The sequence below is a fragment of the Pseudomonas yamanorum genome, from assembly GCF_013386765.1.
In the GTDB taxonomy this organism is placed as follows: Bacteria; Pseudomonadota; Gammaproteobacteria; order Pseudomonadales; family Pseudomonadaceae; genus Aquipseudomonas; species Aquipseudomonas yamanorum_A.
This window is the reverse complement of the sequence record NZ_JACARE010000005.1, coordinates 1-14,475: the sequence shown is the minus strand read 5'-3', so window position 1 is coordinate 14,475 and position 14,475 is coordinate 1. Positions and strand designations below refer to the sequence as shown.

At 63.7% G+C, this 14,475-nt stretch carries 14 protein-coding genes; 7 read left to right on the top strand and 7 right to left on the bottom strand.

The genetic code is table 11. The features are described 5' to 3' along the window. Window positions 1-23: 23 nt before the first annotated feature. Window positions 24-932 (bottom strand): LysR family transcriptional regulator, encoded by a 909-nt coding sequence (locus HX875_RS03120; RefSeq protein ID WP_177041559.1) that lies wholly within the window; start codon window positions 930-932, stop codon window positions 24-26. Window positions 933-1,136: 204 nt separating this feature from the next. Between HX875_RS03120 and HX875_RS03115 the strand changes: the two genes are divergently transcribed. Beyond that, entirely contained in the window at window positions 1,137-1,535 is a 399-nt protein-coding gene (locus HX875_RS03115; RefSeq protein ID WP_177041558.1) for a helix-turn-helix domain-containing protein, read from the top strand. 65 nt (window positions 1,536-1,600) lie between these two features. Beyond that, window positions 1,601-4,393 carry an ATP-binding protein gene (locus HX875_RS03110; protein WP_177041557.1) on the top strand — a complete coding sequence of 931 codons (2,793 nt, stop codon included), beginning with the start codon at window positions 1,601-1,603 and terminating at the stop codon, window positions 4,391-4,393. Here the strand turns inward: HX875_RS03110 and HX875_RS03105 are convergent. Then, complete coding sequence (locus tag HX875_RS03105; RefSeq protein WP_177041556.1) at window positions 4,340-5,887, bottom strand: ATP-binding protein; 1,548 nt, start codon at window positions 5,885-5,887, stop codon at window positions 4,340-4,342. The genes HX875_RS03110 and HX875_RS03105 overlap by 54 nt on opposite strands. A gap of 88 nt (window positions 5,888-5,975) precedes the next feature. Next, complete coding sequence (locus HX875_RS03100) at window positions 5,976-6,926, bottom strand: GlxA family transcriptional regulator (protein ID WP_177041588.1); 951 nt, start codon at window positions 6,924-6,926, stop codon at window positions 5,976-5,978. Window positions 6,927-7,107: 181 nt separating this feature from the next. On the opposite strand from HX875_RS03100, the gene HX875_RS03095 reads away from it, so the two are divergent. Beyond that, window positions 7,108-7,830 (top strand): pirin family protein, encoded by a 723-nt coding sequence (locus HX875_RS03095; RefSeq protein WP_177041555.1) that lies wholly within the window; start codon window positions 7,108-7,110, stop codon window positions 7,828-7,830. A gap of 136 nt (window positions 7,831-7,966) precedes the next feature. After that, complete coding sequence (locus HX875_RS03090; RefSeq protein ID WP_177041554.1) at window positions 7,967-8,314, top strand: hypothetical protein; 348 nt, start codon at window positions 7,967-7,969, stop codon at window positions 8,312-8,314. A gap of 276 nt (window positions 8,315-8,590) precedes the next feature. On the opposite strand, the gene HX875_RS03085 is transcribed toward HX875_RS03090, so the two are convergent. After that, window positions 8,591-9,589: a quinone oxidoreductase family protein gene (locus HX875_RS03085; RefSeq protein ID WP_177041553.1), complete on the bottom strand. Its 999-nt coding sequence runs from the start codon at window positions 9,587-9,589 to the stop codon at window positions 8,591-8,593. Window positions 9,590-9,691: 102 nt separating this feature from the next. Between HX875_RS03085 and HX875_RS03080 the strand changes: the two genes are divergently transcribed. Beyond that, entirely contained in the window at window positions 9,692-10,555 is an 864-nt protein-coding gene (locus tag HX875_RS03080; protein WP_177041551.1) for a LysR family transcriptional regulator, read from the top strand. A gap of 6 nt (window positions 10,556-10,561) precedes the next feature. On the opposite strand, the gene HX875_RS03075 is transcribed toward HX875_RS03080, so the two are convergent. Together HX875_RS03075 and HX875_RS03070 are read right to left on the bottom strand one after the other, a co-directional pair. Further along, on the bottom strand, window positions 10,562-10,963 hold the full coding sequence (locus tag HX875_RS03075; protein ID WP_017479045.1) for a (R)-mandelonitrile lyase: 402 nt from the start codon (window positions 10,961-10,963) through the stop codon (window positions 10,562-10,564). 71 nt (window positions 10,964-11,034) lie between these two features. Continuing rightward, window positions 11,035-12,030 carry an aldo/keto reductase gene (locus tag HX875_RS03070; protein WP_177041550.1) on the bottom strand — a complete coding sequence of 332 codons (996 nt, stop codon included), beginning with the start codon at window positions 12,028-12,030 and terminating at the stop codon, window positions 11,035-11,037. 99 nt (window positions 12,031-12,129) lie between these two features. On the opposite strand from HX875_RS03070, the gene HX875_RS03065 reads away from it, so the two are divergent. Continuing rightward, window positions 12,130-13,023 (top strand): LysR family transcriptional regulator, encoded by an 894-nt coding sequence (locus HX875_RS03065; RefSeq protein WP_177041548.1) that lies wholly within the window; start codon window positions 12,130-12,132, stop codon window positions 13,021-13,023. Here the strand turns inward: HX875_RS03065 and HX875_RS03060 are convergent. Continuing rightward, window positions 13,011-13,904, bottom strand: coding sequence for a LysR family transcriptional regulator (locus HX875_RS03060; protein ID WP_177041546.1), 894 nt, complete (start codon window positions 13,902-13,904; stop codon window positions 13,011-13,013). The two genes, HX875_RS03065 and HX875_RS03060, sit on opposite strands and share 13 nt — an antisense overlap. 117 nt (window positions 13,905-14,021) lie before the next feature. On the opposite strand from HX875_RS03060, the gene HX875_RS03055 reads away from it, so the two are divergent. Continuing rightward, window positions 14,022-14,462, top strand: a complete 441-nt coding sequence (locus HX875_RS03055) for a GFA family protein (protein WP_177041544.1) — start codon at window positions 14,022-14,024, stop codon at window positions 14,460-14,462. Window positions 14,463-14,475: the final 13 nt, after the last annotated feature.

The following is a 14,475-nucleotide window of genomic DNA, read 5'->3' as shown; positions in this document are numbered from 1 at the left end:
AAAAATTGGATGTACGTGCTCTGTTACAACGCCCGGGACATGTGTTCGCCAATTCGCGAGCGCAACCAGCGTTCCGCCGGGTCATTGTCGTGCACCCCGCTCCACACCATCGACAGCTCTGCCGCATCGATGGCAAACGGTGGGTCCTCGGCCCGCAACCCGCAGCCTTCGATCAGCGCGCACGCGGCATAATCGGGCACCGTCGCGATCATCTCGCTGCCGGCCAGCAGCGCCCGCAACCCACTGAATTGCGGCACCGCCAACACCACCCGTCGCGCCCGGCCGATGCGCGCGAGGTCCAGGTCGATGTTGCCGCTCAAGTCACCGGAAAACGAAACCATGGCATGGGGCCGTGAACAGTAGTCATCCAGGGTCAACGGCTCGGGCCGGTCGTCCCCCCGCAGGACCTTGCACGGAATATCCCGCAGCTTCTTGCGCTTGGCATTGGCCGGCAGCTCGGTGGTGTAGCTGACCCCCACGGAAATCTCGCCACTGGCCAACAACGCCGACATCAACAAGTAGTTTGCCCGCCGCACCACCACGATGATCCCCGGTGCCTCTTCGCGCAGCTGGCTGAGCAACGGCGGAAACAAGCCGAACTCGGCGTCATCCGACAGCCCGATGCGAAACACGGCACAGCTGGTGGACGGGTCGAAGTCCTTTGCACGGCTGACCGCGCCGGAGATGGTGTCCATGGCCGGTTGCAACTCCTTGAGGATCGCCACTGCCCGTGGCGTGGGCTCCATGCCGCGACCATTGCGCAGCAGCAGCGGGTCATCGAACAGGTCGCGCAACCGGCCCAGGGCCGCACTCACTGCCGGCTGGCCCATGAACAGCTTTTCGGCCACCCGGGTCAGGTTCTTTTCGAACATCAGGGCCTCGAAAATCACCAGCAGGTTCATGTCGACACGGCGCAAGTCGTTGCGATTCATAGGGTTTCCCGGGAGGTGAGGACCTCGTCAGCTAACCACGTTCAAGGCGTGTGCAATTGCATGCCTGTGCTGTCTTTTTTCCGCAGTCACCTGGCGAAATTAACAACGATTAACTCGCCAGCCAGAGCCCCGGCGCCAAGAATACGGCCGTCTACACTGGACTTTCACTCACCGGGAACGCTCCCATCGACCACGGAATCTGTCATGGCCCGACTTGAGCAAATCGCACCTGACCGGCACGCGCACTCCCCCGCCACCGGCGGCCTGTGTACCCGCCGCGAACGCATGGTCAAACAGCTGATCCTGGCGAATCTTGGGGAAAGCCTGGAGGTCACCGAGCTGGCCCGCGCCTGCGCCCTGTCCCGCAGCCACTTCTCTCGCGCCTTTAAATGCACCACGGGCCTCTCTCCCCAGGAATGGATTCGGCAACAACGTATCCAGCGGGCCAAGGAATTGATCATCAGCTCTGGCTTGAGCCTGACCCAAATCAGCCAGGAATGCGGTTTTTGCGACCAGGCGCACTTCTGCCACATTTTCAGCCGCAGCGAAGGCGTGAACCCGATGACCTGGCGAAACCACCAACTGCGCGTGGTCGCCGCCTAGTGGTGATTGCACCCCGGCGCAAACCTCTGGAATATGCACCACAGACCCCGCTCCAGAGACCGCGCATGAGCAACCCCAGCGACCAGGCCATGCATTTCGGCCCCTACCGGATCCACCCGCGCCAGCGCGTGGTGCTGGAGGGTGGCCGGCCGTTGCGCCTGGGCCGCAGGGCGGTGGATATCCTGCTGATTTTGCTGGAGCACGCCGGCCAGGTGGTGAGCAAGCAGGAGCTGATCGCCCGGGTCTGGCCCAAGACCGTGGTGGAGGATGGCAACCTGCGGGTGCACATGGCGGCCCTGCGCAAGGCCCTGGGCGACGGCCAGGCCGGGCAGCGCTATATCGTCACCGTGGCACAGCGTGGCTACAGTTTTGTGGCACCCCTGAGTGTCGAGCCCACTGCATTGGAAGGCCACAGCCCAGCGGCCCATCCAGGGCACAACCTGCCGCTGCGCCGCACCCGGATGCTCGGGCGCCAGGCCCTGATCGAAAGCCTGGTGCAACAGTTGCCGCAACACCGCTTCATCACCCTCACGGGTGCCGGCGGTATCGGCAAGACCACCGTCGCCCTGCGGGTGGCCGAACTGCTGATCGGACGGTACCGCGACGGCATCCGCCTGCTGGACCTGGCGCCCCTGAGCCAACCCTCAATGATCGTGCCCAACCTGGCCGCCCTGCTGGAGCTGACGCCACCCAGTCACGAGCCCTTGTGCGGCCTCGCCGGCCTGCTGCGTGAGCGCCAGATGTTGCTGGTGATCGACAACTGCGAACACCTGCTCGACGACATTGCGCTGATCAGCGAAACCCTGCTGCGCAGTGCCCCCCAGTTGCACATCCTGGCCACCAGCCGCGAAGCGCTGCGCGCCGAAGGTGAGTTCGTGCAACGCCTGGAGCCTTTGGCGTGCCCGCCGGCCACTGGCGATCGCGCCGAAGCCATGGCGTACCCGGCGCTGCAATTGCTGGTGGAGCGGGCGCTGTCGCGCTGGGACGGCTTTGAACTGAGTGACGCCGACCTGCCCCTGGCCATTGATATCTGCCGGCGCCTGGACGGCATTCCCTTGGCGATCGAACTGGTGGCGGCGCAAATCGAGCGCTTTGGCCTGAAGGGTTTGCTGGTGCAGATGGAGGATAATTTCCGCCTGTTGACCCGCGGCCGACGCAGCGCCCTGCCCCGGCACCAGACCCTGCGCGCCACCCTGGAGTGGAGCTTCGATCTGCTGACCACCTGCGAACAGGTGTGCCTGCGCCGTCTGGCAGTGTTCCGGGGAGGCTTCACCCTGGAGTCGGCGGCGGCGGTGATCGCAGCTGAGCACATTGAACCGACGCAGGTGCTGGGTTCGATCACGCAGTTGGTGGCCAAGTCCCTGCTCACCGTTGAGGTGGGCGATGAAGAGGTGGCTTATCGGCTGCTGGACATCACCCGCACCTATGCCCTGGAGAAACTCAGTGCCGCCTGCGAGCTGGAGGCCAGCCGTGAGCGACACGCCGCCCGATGCCTGACCCTGATGAATCAGGCGCAAGCCGACTGGGAACGAGTGCCCACCCAGCAATGGCTCGACCGCTATGCAGCGTGCCGCGAAGATGTGCGCGCTGCCCTCGACTGGGGGTTGAGCCAGGCCGGCGCGCCGCTGCTGGCCATCCGCTTGACGGTCAGCGCGATGCCGCTGTGGCAGGAACTGTCGCTGCTCACCGAACATGGTTTGTATGTGGGCAAGGCCCTGGCGTTGCTTCAGCAGTCGGCTGCACCCTGCGCGCACTTGCACCTGCAACTGCAATTGGCCCTGGGCAGCTTTTCCTATCACACCCAGGGCGCAACCCCGCAGACCATCAACGCCTTTGAGCAGGCACGGCAACTGGCCGAAGGCAGCCGCGATCTCGCCGGCCAGCTCAGGGCCGTGTCCGGCCATATGGCAGTCAACCTGTGCAACGGCAATTACCGCCAGGCCCTGCGCCAAAGCCTGCATTTTGACCGCCTGGACCCCAACGCCCTACCGCTGCTGGACTTGAGCGCACAACGCCTGCGGGTACTGGCGCAACATTTCGCCGGCAACCAGGCGCTGGCGCGGCACAACGCCGAACAGGTGATGCAACGCATGGCCCACAGCGGCCATCTCAATCGGTTTACCCATGGATTTGGCGTGCAATACGACCAGAGCGTGGCGTCGCTGACGGTGCTGGCGCGCATCCTCTGGCTCCAGGGTTTCCCTGAACGCGCCTGGCGTACCGCGCGCCAGGCGCTGGAGCTGGCGCTGCAAATCAATCACGGCACCTCCATCTGCTACACACTGGCCCTCGCGGGTGTGGTCATTGCCCACTACAACGGCGACGACGGGGCCGCAAGATCAATGCTGGAGCTGTTGGCGCAGCAGGCTCGAAAACACTCGGTGCTGCTGTTCGACACCTGGGCCAGGCATTACGCGTGGGCACTGGACGGCGTGGTGCACCAGGACGCCACCCCGGGCCTGGGTCTGATCAGGGACATCGTGGTGACCCTGCACACCCGGGAGGTGGATGAGGCCTGCTTCGAACGCGCCCGCCAGGGTGCTGCGGGCTGGTGCACCGCAGAGATCCTGCGGGCGCGGGCCGACACCCTGCTGCGCCAGGCTGCCCCCTCCACAACGCAGGCGGCGGAAAGCCTGTTGCTGGAGGCGCTGGGGCTGGCTCACCAGCAGGGAGCCTTGGCCTGGGAGCTGCGCAGCGCCCTGTCACTGGCCCGGTTATGGCAGCGCGAGGGCCGATACGCCGCCGCGCGCGACCTGTTGCAAAGCGTCCATGGGCGCTTTACCGAAGGGTTTTCCACACCAGACCTAGTGAGCGTGCGCGGCCTGCTCGACGAACTGCACCACAAACTGCCGGCCTGAAAACGGCCCAAGGTAATGCCCGTAGCCCTGCTGCAACAGGGCCACCTGGTCGGGGTCACCCAGGCGGGCCAACGCGTAGGCGCGCACGCTGTTGAGCAGGCGATAACGCCGGGGGCCGGGGCCAGGTTCGACGGTCAGCAACGAGGTGGCTACCAACCGTGCCAGCAGATAAGGCAAGTCGGCGTGTTCCAGTTCCGTGCCGGCAATCAGCGCGCCCAGTGTCGGCACAGTCACCGCCATCTTGAACAAGCCCAATTGGAGAAACAGCCAGCGCTCCGGCAGGCTCAAGCGCTCGTAGGTCCAGTCCAGTGCCGCGCTCATGGATTGATGACGCCCAACGGCCGTGCGCCGCCCGCGAGTCAGCACCAGCAAGCCATTCGCCAACTGCACTTGCAGGCCCTTGATGCCCAAGGCATCGACCTGGGCCGCCGCCAGTTCCAGGGCCAGTGGGATACCGTCGAGACGCCGGCAGATATCCCGCAGGGGCGCCAGGTCTTGCGTGCGCAAGCCAAAGCCCTGTTGGCAAGCCTGGGCCCGGCTGACAAATAGCTGCACTGCAGGATATGCCAGCGCGTGGTCGACGTCGGCCAATGCCGACAACGGCGGCACTGCCAGCGCCGGCACCCGCTGAACCCACTCGCCGGGAATGTGCAAGGCTTCGCGACTGCTCAGCAACAGCGTCACCCGGGGCGCCATTTCCCGTAGCGCGAACACCAGGTTGCGACACGCGGCCAATGCCTGTTCACACCCATCAAGCACCAACAGCAATTGCCGCGACGCCAGTTGCCGGCAAAAACCTTGCAACGTGCCACCCGGTTCAACGGCGATCCCGAGTACCTTGGCCAGTTCACCGACCACACCCGATAGCTGACGGATACCGGCCAACTCCACCCGCCACACACCGTCGCGATAACGCGCCAGCACCTGCTCGGCCAGGTGCAGGGCCAGGGTGGTTTTACCGACGCCTGCGCACCCGGTGAGCGTCATCAGCGATTGCCCCGGCAAACGTCGTGCAAGGGCATGCGCCAGCGGATCCAGGCCAAACACCGGGACAAGACGAGCCGGCAGGTTATGTTCAGGTAAAGGCTGCGCAGGTTCCGCGTGCAGCGGCTGCGTCGCAACAAAACAATAGCCGCGCTGCGGCAGGTTGATGATATAGCGCCGCCCGCCCTCGCCATCGGCCAGGGCACGGCGCAAGGCCGCGATGTGCACCCGCAGGTTGTTCTCCTCCACCACGCTGCACGGCCACACCCGGGCGATCAGCGTCGCCTTGCTGACAAACTCCCCGGCCTGCTCCACCAGCACCGCGAGAATGTCCAGGGCGCGCCCACCCAACGGCAGCGGCCTGCCCTCTTCGCACACCAGGCGCTGCTGGGGATAGAAGGTGAAGGGGCCGAAGCGCACTGCGCATTCCGGTTCGATCGTATGAAGGCTATTCATGCTCGTCAAAGCGCTGAAACACCCGGCCTTGGGCGTCTGCGCATCCTTTTCCATGGGACTGACAGCTATCTTGCCAGCTACCGGTGACAGGACAATGCTGGCACAGGGATCCACACGGACATTCAGGTGCGCCAGACGGACATCAGCTGAATTGCTGGCGGTATTGGGTCGGGTTCAAGCCGAGTTTTTCACTGAACAGAAAACGCATGTGTCGCACGCTGCCAAAGCCTGCGTGAAACGCGACGGTCTTGAGCGGCAGGTCGCTGCTCTCCAGCAGGTGCCGGGCGCGATCGATGCGCGCACCTTGCAGGAAGGCCATCGGGGTCATCTGCACTTCCTTGGCGAACACCCGTGCAAAGTGCCGCGTACTCATGCCCGCCAATTGCGCCATGGACTCGATGGTAAAGGCCTGGTCCAGCCGCTCCAGCACGTGGGTCTGCACCCGGGTAATCGCAGTTTCCTGAGGGGCCACCGCAGCGGTCATCGGGCTGAACTGAGCCTGGCCGCCCTGGCGCTTCATGACCACCAGCAACACCTTGGCCACATCGACCGCCACTTGCTTGCCGTGGTCCTGGGCGACGATGGACAGCGCCAGGTCAATGCCCGCCGTCACGCCGCCCGAGGTGATGAGACGGCCGTCCTGCAAGTAGATGCGGTCGGTCTCGACGATGGCCTTGGGAAAGGCCTTGATCAGCCGCTCGGTGTAATGCCAATGGGTGGTCACGCGCTGGCCGTCCAGCAAACCCGCGTACCCCAGCACGAAGGCGCCGGTGCAGATGGAGCCGAACCGTCGGGCGCGGGGCGCGGCCGCCTTGAGCCACGGCAACAAGGCCGGGTGGCATTCGTTGTAGGCACCGGGGCCGCCGGGCACCAGTAGCAAGTCATACGCCTCGTGGGCCTGGTCCAGTGGCAGGTCGGGGTGCACCACCACGCCATTGGAGGCCCGCAACGGCCCGGGCTCGGTCCCGAGGGTCAGGATCTGATAGTGGGCGGACGGTTCCAGGTAGCGATTGGCAATGGAAAACACTTCCAGCGGCCCGGCCATGTCGAGCAGGAGGAAGTCGGGAAACAGCGCCATGGCCACGGTTTTCATTGTAGGGAATTGTCCGTTCAGGGAGATGAATCCACGCATTATGGCATGCCATCAACTGTCAACTGATACAGGACAGTCATTCCGATTCCAGCTTCTTAATCAACCTATCGCTAACCAGTAACCTTCTCCTCACACCGAAGCCCTGCATCTCGCAGCCAGCTTCCCTTGAGGAGAACACCCCATGCTGACCCTTCGCAACGCCTCGGAACGCGGCGCCGCCAATCACGGTTGGTTGAAGTCGTTTCACACCTTCTCGTTCGCCAACTACTGGAATCCCAAGGAGCAAGGTTTTTCCGACCTGCTGGTGATCAACGATGACCGGGTTGCCGCCGGCAAGGGCTTCGGCCAGCACCCGCATCGCGACATGGAGATTTTCTCCTATGTGCTCGAAGGCGCCCTGGAACACAAGGACACCCTGGGCACCGGCTCGGTGATTCGCCCAGGCGATGTGCAACTGATGAGCGCCGGCAGCGGCGTGGCCCACAGCGAGTTCAACCACAGCCACACCCAGGGCGTGCACTTCCTGCAAATCTGGATCGTGCCGAATGTGGCCGGCGCCGAACCGCGCTATCAGCAAGAGCACTTCACCGAAGCGCAAAAACGCGGCCGGTTGCAGTTGATCATTTCGCCGGAAGGCACCGATGGCGCCCTTGGCGTACGCCAGGATGCACGGGTGTATGCCGGGCTGTTCAACGGCTTTGAAACCGCGAGCCTCACCCTGGCCCCGGAGCGCTATGCCTACATCCATGTGGCGCGGGGCAGCGTTGAAGTCAACGGCCAGCGCTTGCACGAAGGCGACGGTGCCCGAGTGCGCGATGAGCGGGAGATTCACCTGAGCCATGGCGAGAATGCCGAAGTGCTGGTGTTCGACCTGCGCCCTCGGGAACTGCCTGAAATGCCGTGATGGCCGGCGCGATGGCCCGGGAAAACGGGCCATCGCTGGCGTCGATAGTCACCATCAGCGCAATGAAGTTCTCTAAAAAAATCCACCGCGTACCATCACATCCATACCAACCAATGACATCCCGGAGCACACCATCATGAAACGCCAACTCTTGCTTAGCCTCGCTTTCTCGGTACTTGCTGTAAGCGCCTTTACCCAACCTGCCCTCGCTGAAGGCGGCGCGGATCGCCTGATGGACAGCCGCGTGGCTGAGGGCGGTTCGGACCGTTTGCTGGAACGTCGTGTGGCTGAAGGTGGTTCTGATCGGTTGCTGGAACGTCGTGTAGCTGAAGGTGGTGCTGATCGTCTTCAAGAAAACCGCGTGGCTGAAGGTGGTGCTGACCGTCTTCAAGAAAACCGCGTAGCTGAAGGTGGTGCAGAGCGTCTTCAAGGCAACCGTGTAGCCGAAGGTGGTGCAGACCGCCTGATGGAAAACCGCGCATAACCCCAGCTGTTTGCGGTTCACCCCCAGCCGGCCTGATCAGCCGGCTTTTTTTCGCCTGCTGTTTACCACTCTTCAACAGCGCCACAAAACCCTGTGGCGAGGGAGCTTGTGTGGCGAGGGAGCTTGCTCCCGCTGGGCTGCGCAGCAGCCCCAATGAATGCACCTCATTTCTTCAGGGAGACCCCATTGGCAGGTTTTAGGGCCGCTTCGCAGCCCAGCGGGAGCAAGCTCCCTCGCCACGCAAGCTTCCTCGCCAACGTAAGTCGCCGTTCGCGGTTAACACAGCTCACGATCCAGCCACGCTACCGCCTTGCCAATCTGCTGCCTGGCTTCAATCCGCGCGTGCACCTGCTGCACCTCTTCCAGGGTGTAATGCCCTTCGATATCCACCGTCAGCGAACCCTCAAGCATCGCCGCGAACACCGCATTGGCACGCCGTTGCACAGTCGGGCCGTCGGCCATGTGATCGTTCAGCCGTGGGCGAGTCAGAAACAGTGAGCCAGCCTCCCCCAACTCCATCGGGTCCAGATCAGTGATCGAGCCGGAGACATTCCCGTAATTGACGATCAACCCTCGCGTGCGGCACGCCTTGAAACTTTCCCGCAACGTGGCCTTGCCCACCGAATCGAACACCACATCCACACCCTGCCCTTCGGTTGCCGCCAATACCCGCTCGGCAAATCCCTCGTATTGCCATGCCTGATCAGCACCACGCTGACGGGCAATCGCACATTTTTCGGCACTGCTACCGGTGGTGAATACCGTGGCACCGAGTCGATGGGCCATCTGCACCAGCAACTGGCCGATGCTGCCGGAAGCCGCATGGATCAAGCAGCTGTTGCCCGCCTGCAACCGGGCAACATCCTCAATCAGGTAGTGCGCCGTGCAGCCCTGGAACATCGCCGCAGCCGCCTGATCGAAGCCGATCGCATTCGGAATTTGCGCCACCCGCGCCGCAGGCACACTGGCGTATTCAGCAAACGCGCCCCAGGAGATGCACCACGCCACCCGATCGCCCGGCGCCAGATGGCTTACGCCCTCACCCACTTCCACCACCACACCGGCGCCTTCCATGCCCAGGGTGCAGGGCAGTCGCACCGGGTAAGTCACCGATTGGGCGTACTTGCCCTGGCGGGTGTGCACATCCATAAAGTTGATCCCGGCGCAGGCCACCTTGATCAGCACATGGCCGGGCGTCACCCGGGGCTTGGGCATATCCAGACGCAGTTGAACGACCTCAGGGCCGCCGTAGGTTTCAAGGGTGAGGGCTTTCATCGTGGGACAACTCCGCTTGCGGTGGGAATGCGCCATGGTAAAAGGCGCCACTCTGTACGAGAATTCCCCAATACCTCCCACCCTCCGTGCGGAAATAACCCGATGTTTGATTGGCAGGATCTGTATTTCTTCACCGTACTGGCGCGTACCCAGTCGCTGTCGGCGGCCGCCCGCGAGCTGCAGGTGGAACACGCCACCGTGGGCCGACGCGTCGATGCCCTGGAAAAAGCCCTCGGCGTCAAACTGGTGGACCGCCTGCCCCGCAGCCGGCCACTTACAGAGGAAGGCTTGGCACTGGCGAAACTGGCGGCCGGGATGGGCGAGATGGCCACTGAAGTGATGCGCCTGTCCCGCGTGGCCTCGATCGAGGTGGCAGGTACCGTGCGGGTCAGTTGCCCGCCATCGATTGCCATCCACTGCATCGCGCCCCACGTTGCACGGTTCAGGACGCAGTATCCCAGGCTGAATATCGTGTTGATGTCCTCGACAACCCTGGCCGCCCTGGACAAAGGCGAAGCCGATATCGCCCTGCGTACCGTGCGTCCCGACGAAGAAGCGCTGGTGCGCAGAAAGGTCGGCGCCGTGCGTTTCGGCCTTTATGCCACGCCCGAGCTCAAGCAGTTACCCGCCGAACAGTGGACGTTCATTGCCTATGACGCCACCCGCGACCACCTGCCCCAACAGGCGTGGATGCATCAGGTGCGCGGCAACCGCACGATTGCCTTTGCCGCCAGCGACCTGATTACCCAGCAGATGGCCGCCCGGGCCCAGGTCGGCGCGGTGGTGTTGCCCACGCTGGTGGGTGATCACGACGCGGCATTGGTGCGGCTGGCAACGAATACCGAAGGCCCGGTTCGCGATATCTGGCTGACGGTGTATCCCGACATGCGCCGCTCGCCTTCGGTGAAGGTGGTGATGGAGTTTCTGGTGAGTTGCATCGAAGGCGAGCCGCAGTTGCGGCGCTGAAGCTGATTACTGCGCCGCGTACTGCTCGTCGCTGACCTGCTCCATCCAGTCCACCACCTTGCCGTCGAGCATTTCGTTGATCGCGATATGGGTCATGGCGGTGTTGGCCGTGGCGCCATGCCAATGCTTGACCCCGGGGGCAATCCACACGGTGTCGCCGGGGCGAATTGCCCGCACTGGCTGGCCCCATTCCTGAACCTGGCCCAGGCCTGCTGTCACGATCAATGTCTGCCCCAGGGGATGGGTGTGCCAGGCAGTACGTGCGCCCGGCTCAAAGGTGACGAAGGCGCCGGTGACGCGCGCGGCGTCGGTGCCCTTGAAGGGTGAGTCGACGCGCACCGTGCCAGTGAAATAATCCGCCGGGCCTTTGGCTGAAGGCTGGGAGCCGTTGGGCGTAATGGTCAGCATGGGGGACTCCTGTGCCTGTGAGTCGAGTGCCAGTAATGACAGTGAAAGCGCAGTGGCTGCGAGGCTGGTTTTCATAGCCCGGTCATCCGTTCCAGGGCTTCGGGATAGCGGTCGCCGTGCACGGCGATGTTGGCAGCGGCGACATCCAGCTCACTGAGTTCTGCCGCGCTGAGTTGCACCTCCACCGCCCCCAGGTTTTCGGTCAGGCGCGAGGTTTTGGTGGTGCCCGGAATCGGTACGATCCAGGGTTTCTGGGCCAGCAACCAGGCCAGTGCGATCTGTGATGGCGTGGCGTGTTTGCGCTGGGCGACCTGGCGCAGCAACTCCACCAACGCCTGGTTGGCCTGCAAGGCTTCAGGCGTGAACCGCGGCAAATTGCTGCGAAAGTCCGAGCTGTCAAAGGTGCTGTGACTGTCGAACTTGCCCGTCAGAAAGCCTTTGCCCAAAGGGCTGTAGGGCACCAGGCCAATGCCGAGTTCCTCCAGCAGTGGCAACACCTCGGCCTCGGGCTTGCGCCACCACAGCGAGTACTCGCTTTGCAACGCGGTCACCGGCTGAACGGCGTGGGCGCGGCGGATGGTCGAGGCGCCGGCTTCCGACAAGCCGAAGTGCTTGACCTTGCCTTCCTGAATCAAATCCTTCACCGCGCCGGCCACCTCTTCGATCGGCACATTCGGGTCAACCCGATGCTGATAAAACAGGTCGATAACATCCGTCTTCAGGCGCTTGAGCGAGGCTTCGGCCACCTGGCGAATATGCTCCGGCCGGCTGTTGAGACCCGACCATTTGCCGTTGCCGGACGGGTCCAGGGCAAAGCCGAACTTGGTGGCGATCACCACCTGCTCACGCAGCGGCGACAGGGCTTCACCCAGCAGTTCTTCATTGATGAACGGGCCATAGACTTCGGCGGTATCGAAGAAGGTCACGCCTTGCTCAACTGCGTTGCGCAGCAAGGCAATCATCTGCTGTTTGTCCGCCGCGGGGCCGTAGCCAAAGCTCATGCCCATGCAACCGAGGCCCAGGGCCGAGACTTCAAGCTGGCTGTTACCGAGTGTGCGTTTAAGCATGGTCGTTCTCCGGATAAAGGGGATGATTCCAATCTAACAGTTACGAATTGTGATAATTAGCCGCTAGAATTCGAAAATACTTATGAGGATGGCTCACCAATGCTCAGGGAAAACGCCAATGACCTGCTTGCCTTTCTGGCGGTAGCCCGTGAGCGCAGCTTTACCAAGGCGGCGGCCAAACTCGGGGTTTCCCAATCGGCGCTGAGCCATACCATCCGTGCCCTAGAGGCGCGCCTGGGGCTGCGCCTGCTGACCCGCACCACCCGCAGCGTGTCGCCCACCGAAGCCGGGCAACACTTGATCGACACGGTCGGGCCGCACTTCGATGAAATCCAGGTGGGCCTTGAAGGCCTGAGCCATTTGCGAGACAGGCCGTCCGGCACCCTCCGCATCAACGCCATGGACCACGCGCTGGAATTCATCCTGTGGCCGGTGTTGCAACCGTTCCTGGCGCAGTACCCGGATATCTGCGTGGAAGTGTGTTGCGACTACGGCTTTGTCGACATCGCCGCCCACGGTTTTGATGCCGGTGTACGCCTGGGGGAAGACGTGGCCCAGGGCATGATTGCCACGCGCATCAGCCCCGACATGCGCATGCTGGTGGTGGGTTCACCGGCCTACTTTGCCCAGCGCGAGATCCCCCGCACGCCCCGGGACTTGACCGATCACGCGTGCAACAACTTGCGCCTGCCCACCAATGGCGGCCTGTATGTGTGGGAGTTCAACAAAGGTGGGGAAAGCCTGAATGTGCGGGTGTCTGGCCAGGTGACGTTCAACGGCGTGTACCCATTGCTCAAGGCGGCGGTCGACGGCTTCGGCTTGAGCTACATCCCCGCCGACCTGGTGGCGCCTTATCTGGCGGACGGGCGACTGGTGCAGGTGCTGGATGATTGGTGCGCGCCGTTTGCCGGCTTCCATCTGTATTACCCCAGCCGTCGCCAGGCCTCGCCCGCCTTTGCGCTGCTGGTGGAAGCGCTGCGTTATCGCGGCTGAAGAAAATCCGCCAGGGCACCGCCCAGGGCATCGAACACCACGGCAATGCGCTGCACCTTGCGCATGTCCTGGTGCATGGCGATCCACACGTCGACATTGAAATCCACCTGCCCTTGCAGCACGCGCACCAGGCCGTGACGTTGCGCCACCTGGCGTGAACACACGCCAATCCCCAGCCCGGCACGCAGCGCGGCCAACTGGGCGAGGTGATCGTCGGTGCGGATCACCGCATGGGGTGCCGAACAGTCAAAACCGCGCTCACGCAGGAATTCGATCTCCAGCAGATTGCGGTCCGGCCCGATCAGCGGGTAGCCGTGCAATTGCGCCACGGTGTCCGGGGTGCCCTGCTCCGCCAGCAACTCTGGTGCGGCGTACAACCCCACTTGCAGGTCGCCGACCTTGCGCGCGACCACCGTAGCTTCCGTGGGGCGGCGGATGCGCACGGCGACGTCGGCCTCCTGCAGCGCCAGGGCTTGCAGGCGGTTGGACACGCTCAATTCAATGGCCAATTGCGGATGGTCGCGGCGCAGGCTACGCAACATCGGCGGCAGTACCTCCACCCCCAGCAGCTTGCCGCTGGTAAGCCGCACCGTGCCGCCGGCCAGCGCCGCGTCGGCCGAGGCGGCGCGGTTGAAAGCGTTGGCGGCAACGGCCATCGCTTCGACGTGGCTGATCAGGTCCTTGGCGGTGTCGGTGGGCAGCAGCCCGGCGGGTGAGCGGATAAACAGACTGACCCCGACGCTGAGCTCCAGCGCCTCGATCCGTCGCCGCGCGGTGGCCTGGGCAATCCCCAGCAAACGGGCCGCGCCCGACAGGCTGCCGGTACGCAACACGGCGAGGAAAGCGCGCTGGGTTTCCCATTGAAGTAGAGGGGGGTTCATACATTTCCTGTGAGCCGCTGGGCAGTTTTGGCGGATGTTCTTTGTGCGGGGGCTGCGGCATGCTGGCGAGCATACCCGATGGGCGTTTCGCCCTCACTTTGCACAGGATCGTTTTTGATGACACTCACCGGCCAATGCCGCTGCGCCAGCGTGACCTACACCCTCAATACCGACGCGCCACTGGCGGTGTACGCCTGCCATTGCCAGCACTGCCAGACCTGGAGCGGCAGCGCGTTTGCCCTGCATGCGCTGTTGCCGGCGGACACGTTGAAGGTCGAGGGGGCGCTGACGGGATATGGCTATGAGGTTGATGGGCAGCGTTCGGAGCATCAACTGTGCGGGGTGTGCCATACGCGGATCTGCAACACCACGACGGCCGCGCCAGGGTTGGTTGTGCTGCGGGTCGGAACGCTGGATGAGAGCCCGGCCGTGCAGCCGGTGGCGCATATCTGGGTGCGGCACAAGCAGCCGTGGGTGACGCTGGCGGAGGGCGTTCCGACGTGGCTGGAAAGCCCTACCCCCCAGGCGTTTGCGCAGGCGTTGAGCGTTCCCCTGTAGACCTGACTCACAC